At 57.9% G+C, this 14331-nt stretch carries 14 protein-coding genes and 1 pseudogene; 12 read left to right on the top strand and 3 right to left on the bottom strand.

The features are described 5' to 3' along the window. Positions 1-17 precede the first annotated feature (17 nt). The 5 genes and pseudogenes from CU100_RS25585 to CU100_RS27415 all read left to right on the top strand — a co-directional run. A complete protein-coding gene (locus CU100_RS25585) occupies positions 18-368 on the top strand; it encodes an AraC family ligand binding domain-containing protein (RefSeq protein WP_106719615.1) in 351 nt (116 codons plus the stop codon). A gap of 1174 nt (positions 369-1542) precedes the next feature. Further along, complete coding sequence (locus CU100_RS27405; RefSeq protein WP_245419248.1) at positions 1543-1902, top strand: type 1 glutamine amidotransferase family protein; 360 nt, start codon at positions 1543-1545, stop codon at positions 1900-1902. A gap of 193 nt (positions 1903-2095) precedes the next feature. Then, on the top strand, positions 2096-2335 hold the full coding sequence (locus tag CU100_RS27410; protein ID WP_245419250.1) for a type 1 glutamine amidotransferase family protein: 240 nt from the start codon (positions 2096-2098) through the stop codon (positions 2333-2335). A gap of 92 nt (positions 2336-2427) precedes the next feature. Further along, positions 2428-3150 carry an alpha/beta fold hydrolase gene (locus tag CU100_RS25605; protein WP_106719616.1) on the top strand — a complete coding sequence of 241 codons (723 nt, stop codon included), beginning with the start codon at positions 2428-2430 and terminating at the stop codon, positions 3148-3150. Positions 3151-3188: 38 nt separating this feature from the next. After that, positions 3189-3317, top strand: a pseudogene (locus CU100_RS27415) (putative quinol monooxygenase); the annotation flags it as partial. A gap of 376 nt (positions 3318-3693) precedes the next feature. Here CU100_RS27415 and CU100_RS25615 read toward each other — a convergent pair. Then, the gene (locus CU100_RS25615) at positions 3694-4407 is read right to left on the bottom strand and encodes an alpha/beta fold hydrolase (RefSeq protein ID WP_245419252.1); all 714 of its coding nucleotides are present in this window, start codon (positions 4405-4407) and stop codon (positions 3694-3696) included. A 613-nt stretch (positions 4408-5020) separates the two neighbouring features. Here CU100_RS25615 and CU100_RS25625 point away from each other — a divergent pair. The 5 genes from CU100_RS25625 to CU100_RS27020 all read left to right on the top strand — a co-directional run bounded on the left by CU100_RS25625 (position 5021) and on the right by CU100_RS27020 (position 10183). Next, positions 5021-6058, top strand: coding sequence for an LLM class flavin-dependent oxidoreductase (locus CU100_RS25625; protein ID WP_106719617.1), 1038 nt, complete (start codon positions 5021-5023; stop codon positions 6056-6058). 35 nt (positions 6059-6093) lie between these two features. Further along, on the top strand, positions 6094-7062 hold the full coding sequence (locus CU100_RS25630) for a LysR family transcriptional regulator (protein ID WP_106719484.1): 969 nt from the start codon (positions 6094-6096) through the stop codon (positions 7060-7062). Positions 7063-7126: 64 nt separating this feature from the next. Continuing rightward, positions 7127-8062, top strand: a complete 936-nt coding sequence (locus CU100_RS25635) for a pirin family protein (RefSeq protein WP_106719485.1) — start codon at positions 7127-7129, stop codon at positions 8060-8062. Positions 8063-8152: 90 nt separating this feature from the next. Beyond that, positions 8153-9403, top strand: a complete 1251-nt coding sequence (locus tag CU100_RS25640) for a DUF5996 family protein (protein WP_106719486.1) — start codon at positions 8153-8155, stop codon at positions 9401-9403. Between the two features lie 636 nt (positions 9404-10039). Beyond that, positions 10040-10183, top strand: a complete 144-nt coding sequence (locus CU100_RS27020; RefSeq protein ID WP_170113972.1) for a hypothetical protein — start codon at positions 10040-10042, stop codon at positions 10181-10183. Between the two features lie 128 nt (positions 10184-10311). On the opposite strand, the gene CU100_RS25650 is transcribed toward CU100_RS27020, so the two are convergent. Beyond that, entirely contained in the window at positions 10312-10962 is a 651-nt protein-coding gene (locus CU100_RS25650) for a hydrolase (RefSeq protein WP_106719487.1), read from the bottom strand. Between the two features lie 149 nt (positions 10963-11111). Here CU100_RS25650 and CU100_RS25655 point away from each other — a divergent pair, with 149 nt between their 5' ends. Then, the gene (locus CU100_RS25655) at positions 11112-11996 is read left to right on the top strand and encodes a LysR family transcriptional regulator (RefSeq protein ID WP_106719488.1); all 885 of its coding nucleotides are present in this window, start codon (positions 11112-11114) and stop codon (positions 11994-11996) included. Positions 11997-12262: 266 nt separating this feature from the next. Here the strand turns inward: CU100_RS25655 and CU100_RS25660 are convergent, their stop codons facing one another. After that, positions 12263-12631, bottom strand: a complete 369-nt coding sequence (locus CU100_RS25660) for a nuclear transport factor 2 family protein (protein WP_106719489.1) — start codon at positions 12629-12631, stop codon at positions 12263-12265. 506 nt (positions 12632-13137) lie between these two features. Here CU100_RS25660 and CU100_RS25665 point away from each other — a divergent pair. Next, positions 13138-14322, top strand: coding sequence for an amino acid ABC transporter substrate-binding protein (locus tag CU100_RS25665; RefSeq protein ID WP_106719618.1), 1185 nt, complete (start codon positions 13138-13140; stop codon positions 14320-14322). The last annotated feature ends 9 nt before the right edge of the window (positions 14323-14331 follow it).

The raw sequence follows: 14331 nt of genomic DNA on the forward strand, positions 1-14331 counted from the left end.
TGCGATGGAGAAAAATCGTGACAGTTTACAAGTTTGCCCTCGCGGATGCGTCTTTCGAGCGTTCACCAGGGCAGCAGGCCGACATCTTTACCGGCAATGTCCTGGACCAACGCCATGGTGGACCGGTGACCGTCGGCTTTGGGCGATACGGACCAAACCAAATCCTTGAAACGACTATTGCAGTACATGACACGATGGTAATCCTTGAGGGGGGGTTATCGGTCACTAGCAATGGGGAAACGTTCAATGCAGGACCAGGCGAAATTATCGCTATGCAGGACGGGGATCGAGTAACGATCCGTTCGCACGAAGAGGGAGCAGTGACCGCTTACGTTACCTACCCCCATTGGCAGGAAGCCGAATCTTAGCCCAGGCATGTAGCGAAGTTCACTATCCTCTGGTTTAATCGAGACTATTCACCTTGGCCCTGGACCGCGACGGCGTTAGCCCCACGGCCCTGCTCTCGCTTATCGTGGATCGCTGCGCTCTCGTGCCAGGGCGGCATCGGACCCTATCGGCCCCGTAGGCTGGCGATACAGGTCTCCACGAGCACCGCAAGCGTCCCATAGGGAATGAACGCAGGCTATGTGGCTCGGTTCGCGTGAGGTGCAAACGAACTCGTATTGGAGATGTGGAGTTGTTCGCCAGCTGGCAGGAACATCGCAGTGCAAGCCGGCTGCATGCCAGACGGCGCAGCCGCGCGGTTCAGACAGCTGAGGCCAGCCTTGCCGAGGAGCGCCATGTCTACTTGCCATCTCGCAGCGACTGCGGTTCCCCGCAACGCTTATAAAGCCGGCATCCGGTACCAATCACGGTTTTATATTGGTTTGATCGTCGACCAGGAGGAAGGCGCCGGCCTGATTGTAATGCGGGGCCAGACAAAGGCCAGCTAAGGCCAATAGCTCCGATGCGAAGGCGTCGAGCGCCCTCCGTTCCAATCCCGTGTAGCATGTTGCGAGGTACAAATAGTTTTCCAGCTGTTCACGTATGACACTGTCTGCATCGTTGTGCACTTCGTTTTCTGCTTTGCGCCTTGTTGAAGTCATTAGCCTGATAACGGCCGCATCCTGAAAGCGGACATTCCAGAGAGGGCACGTTTTCATGGGTTGGCTGCCGCCATCCTACGTCCCGCTGTCGTTCGCCATAGCGGCGCCGCTGCCAACATCGAGAATATACTTCGCTCATTGCGCCTGTCGCCGACAGAAGTCGTCCAGCTCGCCTCGCTTTTCCTTTCGCTGGGCCATGTGAGCTTTTCTCTTTGGCCTGCATCCCCAGCTAGGTGGAATTCGACCTGATGTTCTATTTGTTTACCCCATTCTCTCGCGATGCGGAGCGGAGTCGCCGCAACGGTTCTTTTGCTGGGCTTCATCCGGAACCTGAGGCATTCGCGTAACGCCGCCGGGCCGATCCCTACAATCGCGACCCGCTCCGTTTTTTTACCTCTTTTAACCAGCCGCCTTTCAGTTCCCACGCTATCGTCTTCGGAGTTTCAGGATGACCGGCTTCGGTCCTCCTACCACCGCGAAACATCAGGAGGCTTTCATGAGCAAGGGAAAAGTGGTGGTGCTGGTCTCAAACGCCACACGTATCGAAATTCAGGGAGGCGGCACGGGACCGACAGGACAGTATCTTAACGAGACAGTGGTGCCGATGATGGCGCTTGTCGGGGCAGATTATGAAGTTCTGCTCGCCACTCCCTCAGGCGCCAAGCCATACATCGACCCGGCGTCCGATGCAGTCCAGCATTTCGGCGGCGATGAGGCGGCCTATCGGATTGGCAAGGATTTCTTTGCCAACGATCCGTCGACGAACCAAGTCCGCACCTTGCGATCGGTGGTCGAGGAGGGACTGGACAATTATGCGGGCGTGTTCGCTCCGGGAGGCCAAGGGCCATTCGTCTGATGCAGGACCCTGACGCGGGCGAGATACTTCGGCATTTCCATGCCGCCGGGAAGCCTACCGCACTGCTCTGCCACGGCCCGATCGTTTCGATCTACGCCTTGCCTCGGGCGAAGGAATTTCGCGAGGCCTGATTCAGGGCAACCGCGCCGAGGCAGCGGAACTTGCGAAGGGATGGCAATATGCCGGCTACAAGATGACAGTCTATTCGGCCAGCGAGGAAAAACCCATTGAGGACAACATTCTCCACGGCAAGCTCTATTTCTACATGCCAGAAACTTTAAACCTGGCAGGCGCCAAAACGAACGTAGGCCCAGATTTCGAGCCGTATGTGATCGAGGATCGTGAGCTGATCACGGGCCAGAATCCGCGCTCAGACCATCCGATAGCCGCCGCCCTGATCACTGCGCTGAACCGGGATCGCGCGCGAGCTTGACAGGCAGGCACGCCGGTTCGGCCGCCCAAAGTTGCAACAAGAAACTGATGGAGACGATCGTGAAACGATCAATTTGGGAATTTCTCGCTGCCATGATTATCGCATCTTCAGCCGCCTCTGCTGCCACTGACAAGCCCATCTCGATCGTCCTGGTGCATGGCGCGTTCGTCGACGGCTCCGGCTGGCAAGCAGTGTTCGACATCCTGGCCAGCGACGGGTACGAGGTGCTGGTCGTGCAGAACCCGACGATCAGCCTAAGCGGCGACGTTTCAGCCACCAATCGTGTGATCGCCGCGGCAAGCAAGCCGGTCGTCCTCGTAGGCCATTCCTATGGCGGGATGGTCATCAACGAGGCAGGCGACAATCCGAAGGTGCAGAGCCTGGTCTACCTTGCCGCCTTTGCACCCGACGCCAAGGAATCGGTGGCATCGCTCGCTGAGCAACCCGTGCCAGCAGGAGAGTCGGGAGCGCCCCTGCTGCCGCCGAAAGATGGCTACCTGCTGGTCGATCCCTCAAGATTTCCGACGGCTTTCGCAGCAGATGTTGATGCGGCGGTAACCAGCTTCATGGCCGTAGCCCAGGTTCCGTGGGGCTTGGAAGCGGTGCAAACTCCGGTCGACAAGGTGGCGTGGAAGTCCAAGCCGTCGCATTTTATGGTCACCAAAAAGGACATGATGATCCCTCCGACGTTCCAGCGGGCTTTCGCCAAGCGGTCCGGCGCCACAACCGTCGAAATCGACAGCAGCCATGCGGTGATGCTCTCGCATCCGCGCGAGGTTGCGGCTTTCATTGAGAGCGCGGCAACCGCAAAATAGCGAAACGGGAGAATTGGACCATGTCTCACGTCAAGATCATGGCGACGTTTCTGGCACGGCCTGGCAAGGCTGGACAGCTTGAAGAGCTGCTGTTCAGCAGGGCGCCGGACTGCAGGGCAGAGCCGGGAAACCTGCGATGGGATGTCTGGCGGGACCAGGCCAAAGCAGACCGCTACGCGCTGGACGAATTCTATGTCGACAACGCGGCGGTGGCGGCACACGGGAGACGCCGCATTACAAGAACTACTGTTGATTATCAACGACGTCGCCGAACGAAACGCTTTTGTCCTCGAGCCTGCCCTGGTCGCCAACAAGAATGGCTAGCGGAGTGTCGGATGCGTCACCCATTGCTTTCTCGCCGAAGAGAGCGACGGCTTGCGTCTTATGCTTTTGTAGCCCGGTCCGGTGTTAGGGCTGGTAAGATCCGGTGCGGCACGCGGTCTGCGACGGAAGCTGCGGGTCGGACGTCTCCGGTCATCCAAACATCCTGGCTTCGCAGTGCGAAGGCCCCAAGCCGGAAGCTGCGTTCTAGACCGGTGCAGACTATTTCGCCGCTTCCTCGATCAGATCCGCCACGACCTCCGGTTTTGAAACCATGACCACGTGCGACGCTCCTTCAACGACAATCGTACGCTTCGAGCCCGCTCGATCGGCCATGAACTTGAGCGCGTTGACCGGTATGTTCTTATCGGCGTCACCGTAAACATAGTAAGATGGGAGTGATTTCCAAGCCGGTTCATCGGATTTCTCCGTAAGTGCGGCTTCAGTGATCGGCCGTTGGCCGGCTGCCATCAACGCAGCAGCCTCGGATGGAACGTCGCGAGCGAATTGTTCATGAAAGTTCGCTTGATCAATGTAGAGATCAACTCCACCCCCAGACAGCTTGACCGGAGGCGCCAGCGCTTCCCCAAGCGTTCCGCCTGGAAACTTGCCCGCCAGGTCAGTCGCCGCTTCTCCATCATCTGGTGCGAAGGCCGCCACGTAGACGAGCGACTTAACGTTATCGTGTCCGTTCGCAGCATTCGAAATGACCTGGCCACCATAGGAATGTCCGACGAGAACCACTGGTCCTTCAATGCCCTCGACAACGTCAGAAACGAGACGCGCGTCGCCCGAGACGCGGCCGCGGCCGGTTGCATGTCCAGCCCGTTCCGGAACCTCTCGGTAAAGCGTCAATGCAAAAAATAGCAATGACAGTGAATGCACATGCGAACGGTAAGGGTTGCGATTGCCGGGTCGGGGGCATGGGCGGGCCACGGCAAGCCTGCTCCTGTCGCGGCGCGCGCGTTATCGCCAAGTCTATGGGGTCGACATCCGCCTGTTGCGGTCTGCGGATCCCGGGCCGGCTTAAGCGACGATCGCGGTCTTTGAAGAAGACCAGCTCGGGGCGCCCGCAGACGGACGTTCTGGCCAGGCTTTCATAGAGGCGAGCGGGGCGGATATTCTCATCAAAGCCGGACCGAGCGATTTTCCGTCGAGAGACTAACTGATTTTTTTGAGGCACATCTCGTCGCTTGAAGCGCGAGTAGCTTCCTAGGCCGCTTCCAAGCAGCGCGTCGAGCCCAAACGCATCTCACCCAGCACATCGCTCAGCGCTCGTCGGTCGATCACCATTGCATGCCTGCCATGAGGCAATCCGCAGATTCGAGCTGATACTCTTTTGTCCACCCGGAAGAAGCCATGCCTCCGCGCCCGGAATAAAGCGGGTGGGCATGCGGATCCTCTTGCAAATGGCGTTCCCCATTTTGCGACAGAGCTTCCCAGGATCGAGCACTATCGCATGACCGGCATTGATGACACTCTCAGCCTGTCGGTAGCCGTGCACCCGCGGAGAAAGAAGCTGCCCGAAACATCTTTCAAAGGACCCATAATGGAAATCGGTATCGACAGTTTTGCAGCTATCCTACCAGATCCGGCGACGGGTAACATTCCCTCGGCCGCCAACCGTATAGCGGAACTGATCGAGGAAGTCGAAGTGGCGGACCGCGTCGGATTGGACGTGTTCGGTATCGGTGAACATCACCGCGCAGAGTTTCTCGATTCCGCGCCGACGATCATACTAGCTGCCGCTGCGGCACGGACCAGCCAGATCAGACTGACGAGCGCGGTAACAATTATAAGTGCCGCCGACCCTGTGCGGGTTTTTCAGGAATTTGCAACCCTCGACCTGATATCCAAGGGTCGTGCTGAAATCGTTGTCGGTCGAGGGTCGTTCGTTGAGGCTTATCGGCTCTTCGGTCTCGATACGCGTGACTACGACGACCTATTCGCGGAAAAGCTTGATCTGTTGCTTGCTCTGCAAGAGTCAACGAATGTCACTTGGGAAGGGCGTTTCCGTCCGCCGCTCAGCGGACAAGGTGTCTATCCGCGTCCTCATCAACAGCAACTTCCGATATGGATCGGTGTGGGCGGCACACCGCAGTCCTTTGCCCGCGCCGGTGCGCTTGGCCTTCCCTTGATGATCGCCATCATAGGCGGAGGCTTCGAACGCTTTCGTCCGCTTGTCGATCTCTATCGGGAAGCTGGCAAACGCGCAGGGCACAGCCCCGAGATGCTCAAGATCGGCATTCATGCGATGGGCTTCGTCGGTGAAACCGATGCTGCAGCCAAGGACGCCTTTTTCCCTGGATGGGCGCATTTGACAGCGAATATCGGCCGCGAGCGCGGCTGGTCGCCGCCGACGCGTCAGCAGTTTGAGACCATGGCGGGGCCTGAAGGTGCATTCCTGGTAGGTGATCCGACTACGGTGGCAGCCAAAATGCTGCAGGCGAGCGAAATACTGGGGGGCGTATCACGCATCACCTTCCAGATGAGCACAGCCGCTCTCGATAATGCAGCAATGAGACGATCAATAGAACTGCTGGGCACTGAAGTGGCGCCGGTGGTCAGAGCAGCACAACGCACTTGATACCTGAGCTTTGATCGCAAAACGGGGAATCCGAAATGGATATCGAAGAACTACGGACCTTTGTCGAAGTTGCCGATTCAGGGGGTGTATCGCCCGCGGCGCGCCGACTTGGAATTTCCAAGTCGATGGTCAGCCGGCGGCTTGCCCGGCTTGAGGTAGAACTTGGAGTGCAACTTCTTGCGCGCACCCCCCGTGGAGCTGGCCTCACCGAGGCGGGTGTCACGTTTCGCGATTACGCGGCAAAAACATGCATAGAAATAGACATAGCCCGCGAAACGATTTTGCCTGAAGGCCACCTTCGAGGGCGTTTGAGAGTCGCCGTTCCGCTGACATCAGGTCCAATGCACTTTGTATCCGTGCTTACGGAAATGGCGCACCACCACCCGCAGCTTCAGATTCATGCCGAATGTAGCGACCGGTTCGTTGATATGGTTGGGGAAGGGTTTGACTGCGCGATCTGGGTCGGCGCCTTGCGTGACTCCAACGTGGTAGCGAAACGCGTCGGCGAGGTATCTTGTAAGCTCGTTGCGAGCCCTGACTATATCAGGGTTCACGGGTCACCTGCAACGCCGGGTGAAATCGCAACCCACCAAGCGCTGCTAGGTGCGGAGGCCTGGCGGTTTCTGGATGGCGACAGGATCATTACCGTGCAACCCCAAGGTCGCTTCAGCTCCAACAATGGCGCGGCTATAGCCAAAGCAGCCGCTGCAGGGCTTGGCATTGCATGGCTTCCAGATTGTGTAACCCACACGTATTTTGCGTCTGGCGCGCTCGTGCCGATCATGACCCGCTTTCCGCTGCCCGTCGGGGAGGTTCATGTGGTGAGGCCGTCCAGACCGCACCCACCACGCAAAGTACGTATCCTCTGCGAATTTCTAATCAGATTGTTCGACAGGATTCGGGAGTCATCGGGTGAAGAATTCGAACCTCTAAGCTCAACAGGCGCCCCTATTCTCACAACACAGCCTGAGGTTACCCAATCTCCCGTCACTTGCGTCCCGTGAGGACTACAAAAACCCAACTACATCGCACGACGCAGATCGCACATATACAGGAAAGAGATCGCACATGAGCTGGAACCCCGCAATCGAACCAGGCTGTCCGGACGAGGTCGGCATCGACGCGATCGACACCCTCATCATTCCCCGCGCTCGCGACATTGGCGGCTTCGAGGTCCGGCGCGCCCTGCCGGCCCCGAAGCGACAGATGGTGGGCCCCTTCATCTTCTTCGACCAGGCAGGACCGGCCGAGCTCCTGACAGGCCAGGGCATCGATGTTCGTCCCCACCCACATATCGGTCTTGGCACCGTCACCTATCTGTATCGCGGGGACTTTCATCACCGCGACAGCACCGGAGCAGACCAGATCATCCGTCCCGGTGCGTTGAACTGGATGGTCGCAGGCCGCGGTGTTTCCCATTCGGAGCGAACATCCGCCACCGCCCGAACCGGGCCGAACAGCCTGTTCGGCATCCAAACCTGGCTCGCCCTACCGGAAAAGAACGAGGACATGGCGCCGACGTTCAATCACTACGGAGAGGAGAAGCTGCCGGTGATCGAGGATCAAGGCGTGTCGGTTCGGCTCATTCTCGGCAACGCCTACGGCAAAACCGCTCCCGCAACCATGTTTTCCGAGACATTCTATGCCGATGTCACACTGGGTTCGAGTGCTCGCCTGCCGATGCCGGACAATCACGAAGACAGAGGTATCTACATCGTTGAAGGCTCGATCACGATCGCTGGCCAGGAGTTCGAGGCACCGCAGATGATGGTCTTCCGCCCCGGCGACAGGATCACGGTTGCAGCCGGGCAGAAAGGCGCTCGCCTGATGATCCTCGGCGGCGCTACACTGTCTGAACCGCGTTACATCTGGTGGAACTTCGTCGCCTCTTCGAAAGAGCGCATAGAGGAAGCCAAGGCCGAATGGCAGGCGCAAAAATGGGGCGAAGGCCTGTTCGACCTGCCGATCCACGATCGCGACGAGCATATACCGCTTCCGGAATGATGACAGTAGCGTAATCGCCCTGGCTCGGTCGTTCAAGCCGAACCGCATTCACGACCTCGTCGTGTTTCTGCAGAAATTGGAGAAAGCAAAATGAGCAATAAATGGCCACGCCTCGACTACCTCAGCTGGCGCGAGACGTGTTCCGCCCTGCACCTCTACCTGCAGGTCGTCGGCAAATACCGGCTCGCTCACACTCCGTGGCTCAACCATTCCTGGAACGCGACTTTCTACGTGACCCCTTCCGGTCTGACGTCCTCTCCAATCCCTGATGGTCCTGGCATCGAGATTGTCTTCGACTTTCATGAACATTCAGTCATCGGTTCGAATGGCGACGGACATCGAGCCTCGTTTGCGTTGGGGACATCCACCGTCGCAGAGTTCCATGCCAATTTCGCCCGTCTGGTCTCCCAACTCGGCGGCAGACCGGTCTTCCATGGCCAGCCAAATGAAGTTGCGGACCCCGTGCCGTTCGATGAGGACCATCGGGAGCGCTCGTATGACCGCGAGGCCGTCCGGAATTTTCATCAGGCACTCATGGCAATAGACCGGGTATTCAAAGCGTTCCGGACATCCTTCATCGGGAAATCAAGTCCCGTGCACCTTTTCTGGGGCAGCTTTGATTTGGCCGTCACTCGGTTTTCGGGACGGCAGGCGCCAGTCCATCCCGGCGGCATTCCAGCACTGCCAGACAACGTGGCGCAGGAGGCCTATGACCGCGAGGTGTCTTCGGCGGGCTTTTGGCCGGGAGGTGGTGGCATCGATTATCCCGCATTCTATGCCTATGCCTATCCTGCACCGAGCGATTTCAGAGCTGCGTCTGTTCAGCCTGATGCGGCGTTCTGGCATGAAGGCCTGTCGGAGTTCATCGTGCCTTACGAGGCGGTCCAGACTGCTGCCGATCCTGACGAAGCGCTAATGGCCTTTCTCGTCTCGACTTACGAAGCTGCCGCCGATCTGGGACATTGGGATCGCGACCAGCTCGAGTGCACGCACGGGCAGCGGGGCAAAGTTCGGGAACTGAACGCGAAGGTTCCGGAGAAGGCTGCTTCTTCGGTTAGCGAGGAGGTGGAACGGGAGGACGGGGCGTCGAAAGGGCGGTACCGGATCGTGGTAGAGGGCGTCGAGGCGGAGATGACCTACAGTCGAGCTGGCACACAGCTCATCATTATCGACCATACCGATGTCCCCGCGGCCTTACGGGGGAGAAAAGTTGGGGAGCGGCTTGTGCGACAGGCGGTCGAAGATGCCCGACGCGAGGGTGTTTTTATCATTCCCCTTTGCCCGTTTGCGAAAGCCCAGATTGAGCGACATCCTGAATGGCAGGATGTTCTTCGAAAGTGAGCAGCATGCCCGGCATTGGAGAATAAGAGGCAGGAAGAAACCGGCCTGATGCTGGAGGCAGATCGGATTCTGATGGCCGCTGTCGATGAGGCAATCGACAACGCTGCCAGGACCGCTGGATCTGAACTCCGTGCAGTTGGCTCACGCGTTTCACACCCGTGATTACTTCGTAGATGGCGTCCTTCGGCACCTGTTCCTGCGTTTGTGCGGAGCGGACCCGACAACGAACAAGGGTGGTGATCCCAAACGGCATGGAAGATTTTGTATGGAGGGCGCAGCGTCGCTCGTCATTGGGAAAGGGAACGCGGCAGTCCGGCGACGTTGCGGATGAAGAAAGACCGCCCGGAGGATATCGACGAGGACAGAACCGAACGACAGCAACTGGCACTCTGCGCAGAACTTCGCGTTGACGACGGTTAATCCGAGGCTTGCTTGATCAGGCGCGCGCTTCGGATCCCACATCAAAGATCGACTTGAAGCAGTCATCGACGCACGCCACGCGAGACTTGAGTTCGTGTCCGATACCGACCGGGAGTTTACCGAAAGAGCAAAAACCTACCTGTCGCTCCTCACCGGTCCGCTGGGCCAGGAGTAGTACTGCACACTCGGAAACCTAAAAAGTTAATGGAGTTAATCGTGACAAACAGATGTCCTGTTCTTACCCCGTCTGAAAGACAGATCGTCGACGTCATCAAGAGTGCGGACAACGCCCTGGCGACTGTGGTCTCTTTGGCTCTGGACGAAGCGGTTAAAAAAGCTGCCGAAAATATCCAACTCTAACCCAACGGGGAAGAGATCAATCGACAAACTCATGGTCCTTATTCAGGTGCGCCGGCTTAGGGCGGCGAGGTCCGATGGAACGCTTTTGTCAATCCATCATCGAGCCTCGCACTCCCCGGATCACTTCATCACACTGTTTTGGGAACAGGCGTATTGAGCAGTTGCTGTTCCCAGAGATAGGCGATGCCGCTGCCACCAGCATGCTGGATGATCACATCTGTGACCTTCCCCGCAGTTTCCGCACGAGCCCAGTCGCGCTGCCATTCTGCCGCCAGCGCGAGCCAGGTCATCATGTTGGCACCAGCCGCAATCATGCGCTGTATGGCGACTTGGTGAGCTTCGACCGAGACACCGCCGGAAGCATCGGTGATGACCGTGACTTCCCAACCTTCGCCAAGCGCCTGGATCGCAGGCATTGCGACGCATACCTCTGTCCACAGGCCGGCCATGATCAGCTGCTTGCGTCCCGTTGCCTTGACAACGTCCACGACCTTCTGGTCCTGCCAAGTATTGATGAACGTCCGGTCGATGATTTCCTGGCCGGGGAAAACGTCCGCAATCTGCGGAAAAAGGTTGCCGCCGCGTCCGGCAACGACGGTGGTCAGGATTGTCGGCACACCAAACGCCTTTGCGACCTTGGCTAGTCCCACAGTGTTGTTGACCACCATTTGCGGCTCGTGGCTGTTTAGGTTCGCAAGCTGATAGGGCTGGTGGTCGATCAGAACCAGTACCGAATCTTCGGGGCGAAGGAGTGACGAAAGGCCGTTACGAAGGGTCATGATAAATCCTCTGCTGTCATTTTCAGGTGAACTATTTGATCAGCATGCGCTGTCAGCGGCGCTGCCGTTGACGCGGACACTGTCATTCCTCAAAATGATGCGGTAGTGTTCAATCTTGCAAAGCTGTGTCGCGAAACGGGGAACACTATTTGGACATCGAAGACCTGAGGACGTTTGTGGAAATTGCGGATGCTGGAGGTGTGACGGCCGCCGCGTTGCGACTTGGTGTCTCGAAGTCGATGGTCAGCCGGCGTTTGGTCCGGCTTGAAGAGGAACTCGGCGTGCAGCTACTCGCGAGAAGTACGCGTGGCGCCGCTCTCACCGAGGCGGGCAGCACCTTTCGGGATTACGCAGCAAGAGTCTGTGCGGAAATCGACGTGGCGAAGGAAACGATCTTGCCTGCCGGTGAGCTTCGCGGGCGCTTGCGGATCGCTGCACCTTTGTCGTTCGGGCCAACGCACTTGGCCAACGTCTTAGCGGAGATGGCGCGCCGGCATCCGTTCTTGCAAATACAGACCTGTTACAGTGACCAGGTCGTAGATCTTATTACAGAAGGCTACGACTGTGCCATACGGCTGGGCTATCTCCAGGATTCCAATCTGATCGCGAGACGCGTCGGGCCGATCTACGGGAAGCTTGTTGCGAGTCCCGACTATGTTAACAGACATGGATTTCCTGAGACACCGGAGGATCTTGCCAGCCATCAGGCTCTCATGCAGGGAACTGAAGCTTGGCAGTTTCTGGATGGCGAGAAGATCATTGCGGTCAACCCGCGAGGCCGCTTCAAGGCTGACAACGCCGTCGCTCTTACGGCCGCCGCGGTAGCGGGTATCGGGATAGCCTATCTCCCTGAGGGGCTCATCAAAGAACATGTTGCCTCGGGTGCGCTTGTTCCTGTGATGCCAAACTATCCATTGCCTACGGCTGGGATTTACGTAGTGCGGCCCCCGGCACAATATCCAGCCAAGAAAGTGCGCGTCCTAACCGAAATGCTGATCGAATGCTTCGATGATGGTGGGGCTCCGGACGCTTAGCCTCGTTTCGTCAGTATCGCAGCGAACGGGCGTTTGTACTCTTCGGCACTAGATGATCAAAAGTCACCTGTAGGAGGTTGCCAGCCAGTCGACCGCTTGATCCAATAGCCCGGCTTGTGATAAATTTGATAGTGGCCAACTCCATAAACGACACCAATACCGAACAGTTGGGCCTGGATGATCTTAGACGGCGGCTTTGATGTCCGTGCCGTTCGAGCACAGCTGGCTTCTCGCATCTTTAAGTCGATGCCCGTGAGCAATCGCCCTTAGGTGCCGGGTTCGATAAAAACATACAGCGAATGTATCCGACCATCCTGGAAATGAGCGATATCCATACCAGTCACCGCTGAGGGACCATCAGGAGGGCCTGCCTGCCATCGCAAACGGCCAATACCGTGGTGACCGAGGGCTGGCCCGATTGCCGAGAAGACGAAGTCGGCGGGTAAACTCGCAAGAACGGCGGTGACAGCATCGGAAATCGACGCATGGCCGATGACCGAAGTTTCCGGCTCATTAAGTGTAGCGTCCGCGGCGTAGAGTTCGCCGATCGCGATCAGGCGCCGTTCTGGATCGCGCTCGTTGAATACGCTGGCCAGGTTTGCTTGCAGGAGTCGGTCATAGTCTAAGGCTTGCATGGCTTTACTCCATCGGGTTGATCTTGTGATACGCGAGCGGCTGCCCGGACTGGGCGCCAACAAACGCCCACCATTTAAAGCGACAAGTATCGTAAGGCGCACGAGTGGGCTAGTTACCGATATCGGAAAGCTGTGTCGCAAAAGCTGGAACGACATGATGCCCCGCAGCTTCGACCGCGTTGCCGCAACAATGCATTGCATAACTTCCTATTCGTCAGGCCCCCTGCCGCAGGAAAGAAAACCCGATCCGCAACCACGACAATCAGCGGGTTGCTGATCTATCGACCCTCGCGACGGAAGGACTCGTTCCGTGTTCTGCAACACAGCTTCACCGATTGTGAGGCTGGTCATGACTAGCCGACGCTCGCTACACGGTTGTCGCAACAGCATAAACCGAACGGTCCGAAGGATCGAACCACGCCGGACCACCTGCCAAAGCCCACTTCTTGAAAAGTTGGTGGTGCCGAGGCTGTTCGTGGTTCTTCCGTCAGCAAAGGCGCATGGTGATGTCGTATACAAAAACTCCTATCCGCATAGGCTACTGCCTGTCATTGACAGGCCCGCTTGCGGGCAACAGTCAGTCGGCACGGCTTGCGCACGAAATTTGGCGAAGCGATATCAACGACGCGGGTGGCCTGCTCGGCCGACCCGTCGAGTTCGTCTGCTACGACGACGAAGGCGATGCGTCCCGCGTATCTGGTCTGTATGAACGGTTGCTCGACGAGGACAAAGTTGACCTGGTCATCGGCGGCTACGGCACCAACACCATATTGCCGGCCATGCCGTTGATCATCGAACGCGAGCGCTATTTCGTCGGGCTGATGGGTCTTGGCGTCAACAATGCGCTCTCCTACACGAACTATTTTGCAATGATACCGACAGGTCCGGACCCTAACGCGGCTCTGACGGAGGGTTTCTTCGAGATTGCCGCACAGCAGACGCCACGGCCTGTGACGGTCGCACTCCTTTCTGCGGATGCCGTATTCTCGAAAAATCCCATTCTTGGCGCAAGGGCCAACGCGGAAAAGCACGGTTTCAAGGTCATCCACGAGGCTGAATATTCGCTTGCGACCACTGACTTCGCGCCGATCCTGGATGCGGTCGCTGCGAGCAATTGCGACCTGCTTTTCCTATGCTCCTACATTCAGGATTCGATCGATCTCATCCGCGCCATTCGCAAGCATTCGTTCCGTCCGAAGATGGTGGGCGCGGGTATGATCGGCCCCCAGAATACGTCCGTAAAGACGGCACTCGGTCCCCTGCTCAACGGCTTGGTGAACTACGAGTATTGGGTTCCGGTTTCGACTATGATGTTCCCGGGCGTGGCGGCGTTCCTAGACACCTATCGGGAGCGCGCCAGTAACGAAGGCGTCGATCTTCTCGGGCACTACATGGCTCCGCTGGCCTACGCTCAGATGCAAGTCGTCGCGACGGCGATTAAATCGACCGGCGGGCTCGACGACCGGGCTTTGTCAAATTTCACCCGTAATGCGGTATTCCATACGGTCATGGGTGAAATCCGGTTCGGCAAGAACGGCGAGTGGGAGATCCCCCGGGTGGTGCAAGTGCAATTCCAGGGGATTGATGGCCATGACGCCGATCAGTTCAAATATGGCTCGAGGCAGGTTGTCGTCAGCCCCGGTGGGCTAGCGTCGGGACAACTCATTTTTCCTTACGCTTCGGCACTGTGATCGCGCGTC

The organism is Phyllobacterium endophyticum (assembly GCF_003010935.1).
Classification (GTDB): domain Bacteria; phylum Pseudomonadota; class Alphaproteobacteria; order Rhizobiales; family Rhizobiaceae; genus Phyllobacterium; species Phyllobacterium endophyticum.

Bases quoted from the DNA above. Each gene is read 5' to 3' on its own strand.
- CU100_RS25640 (WP_106719486.1), top strand. From the start codon at position 8,153: ATGAGCAATAAATGGCCACGCCTCGACTACCTCAGCTGGCGCGAGACG.
- CU100_RS25605 (WP_106719616.1), top strand. From the start codon at position 2,428: ATGATTATCGCATCTTCAGCCGCCTCTGCTGCCACTGACAAGCCCATC.
- CU100_RS25650 (WP_106719487.1), bottom strand. From the start codon at position 10,962: ATGACCCTTCGTAACGGCCTTTCGTCACTCCTTCGCCCCGAAGATTCG.
- CU100_RS27410 (WP_245419250.1), top strand. From the start codon at position 2,096: ATGACAGTCTATTCGGCCAGCGAGGAAAAACCCATTGAGGACAACATT.
- CU100_RS25665 (WP_106719618.1), top strand. From the start codon at position 13,138: ATGTCGTATACAAAAACTCCTATCCGCATAGGCTACTGCCTGTCATTG.
- CU100_RS25630 (WP_106719484.1), top strand. From the start codon at position 6,094: ATGGATATCGAAGAACTACGGACCTTTGTCGAAGTTGCCGATTCAGGG.
- CU100_RS25660 (WP_106719489.1), bottom strand. From the start codon at position 12,631: ATGCAAGCCTTAGACTATGACCGACTCCTGCAAGCAAACCTGGCCAGC.
- CU100_RS25625 (WP_106719617.1), top strand. From the start codon at position 5,021: ATGGAAATCGGTATCGACAGTTTTGCAGCTATCCTACCAGATCCGGCG.
- CU100_RS25635 (WP_106719485.1), top strand. From the start codon at position 7,127: ATGAGCTGGAACCCCGCAATCGAACCAGGCTGTCCGGACGAGGTCGGC.
- CU100_RS27405 (WP_245419248.1), top strand. From the start codon at position 1,543: ATGAGCAAGGGAAAAGTGGTGGTGCTGGTCTCAAACGCCACACGTATC.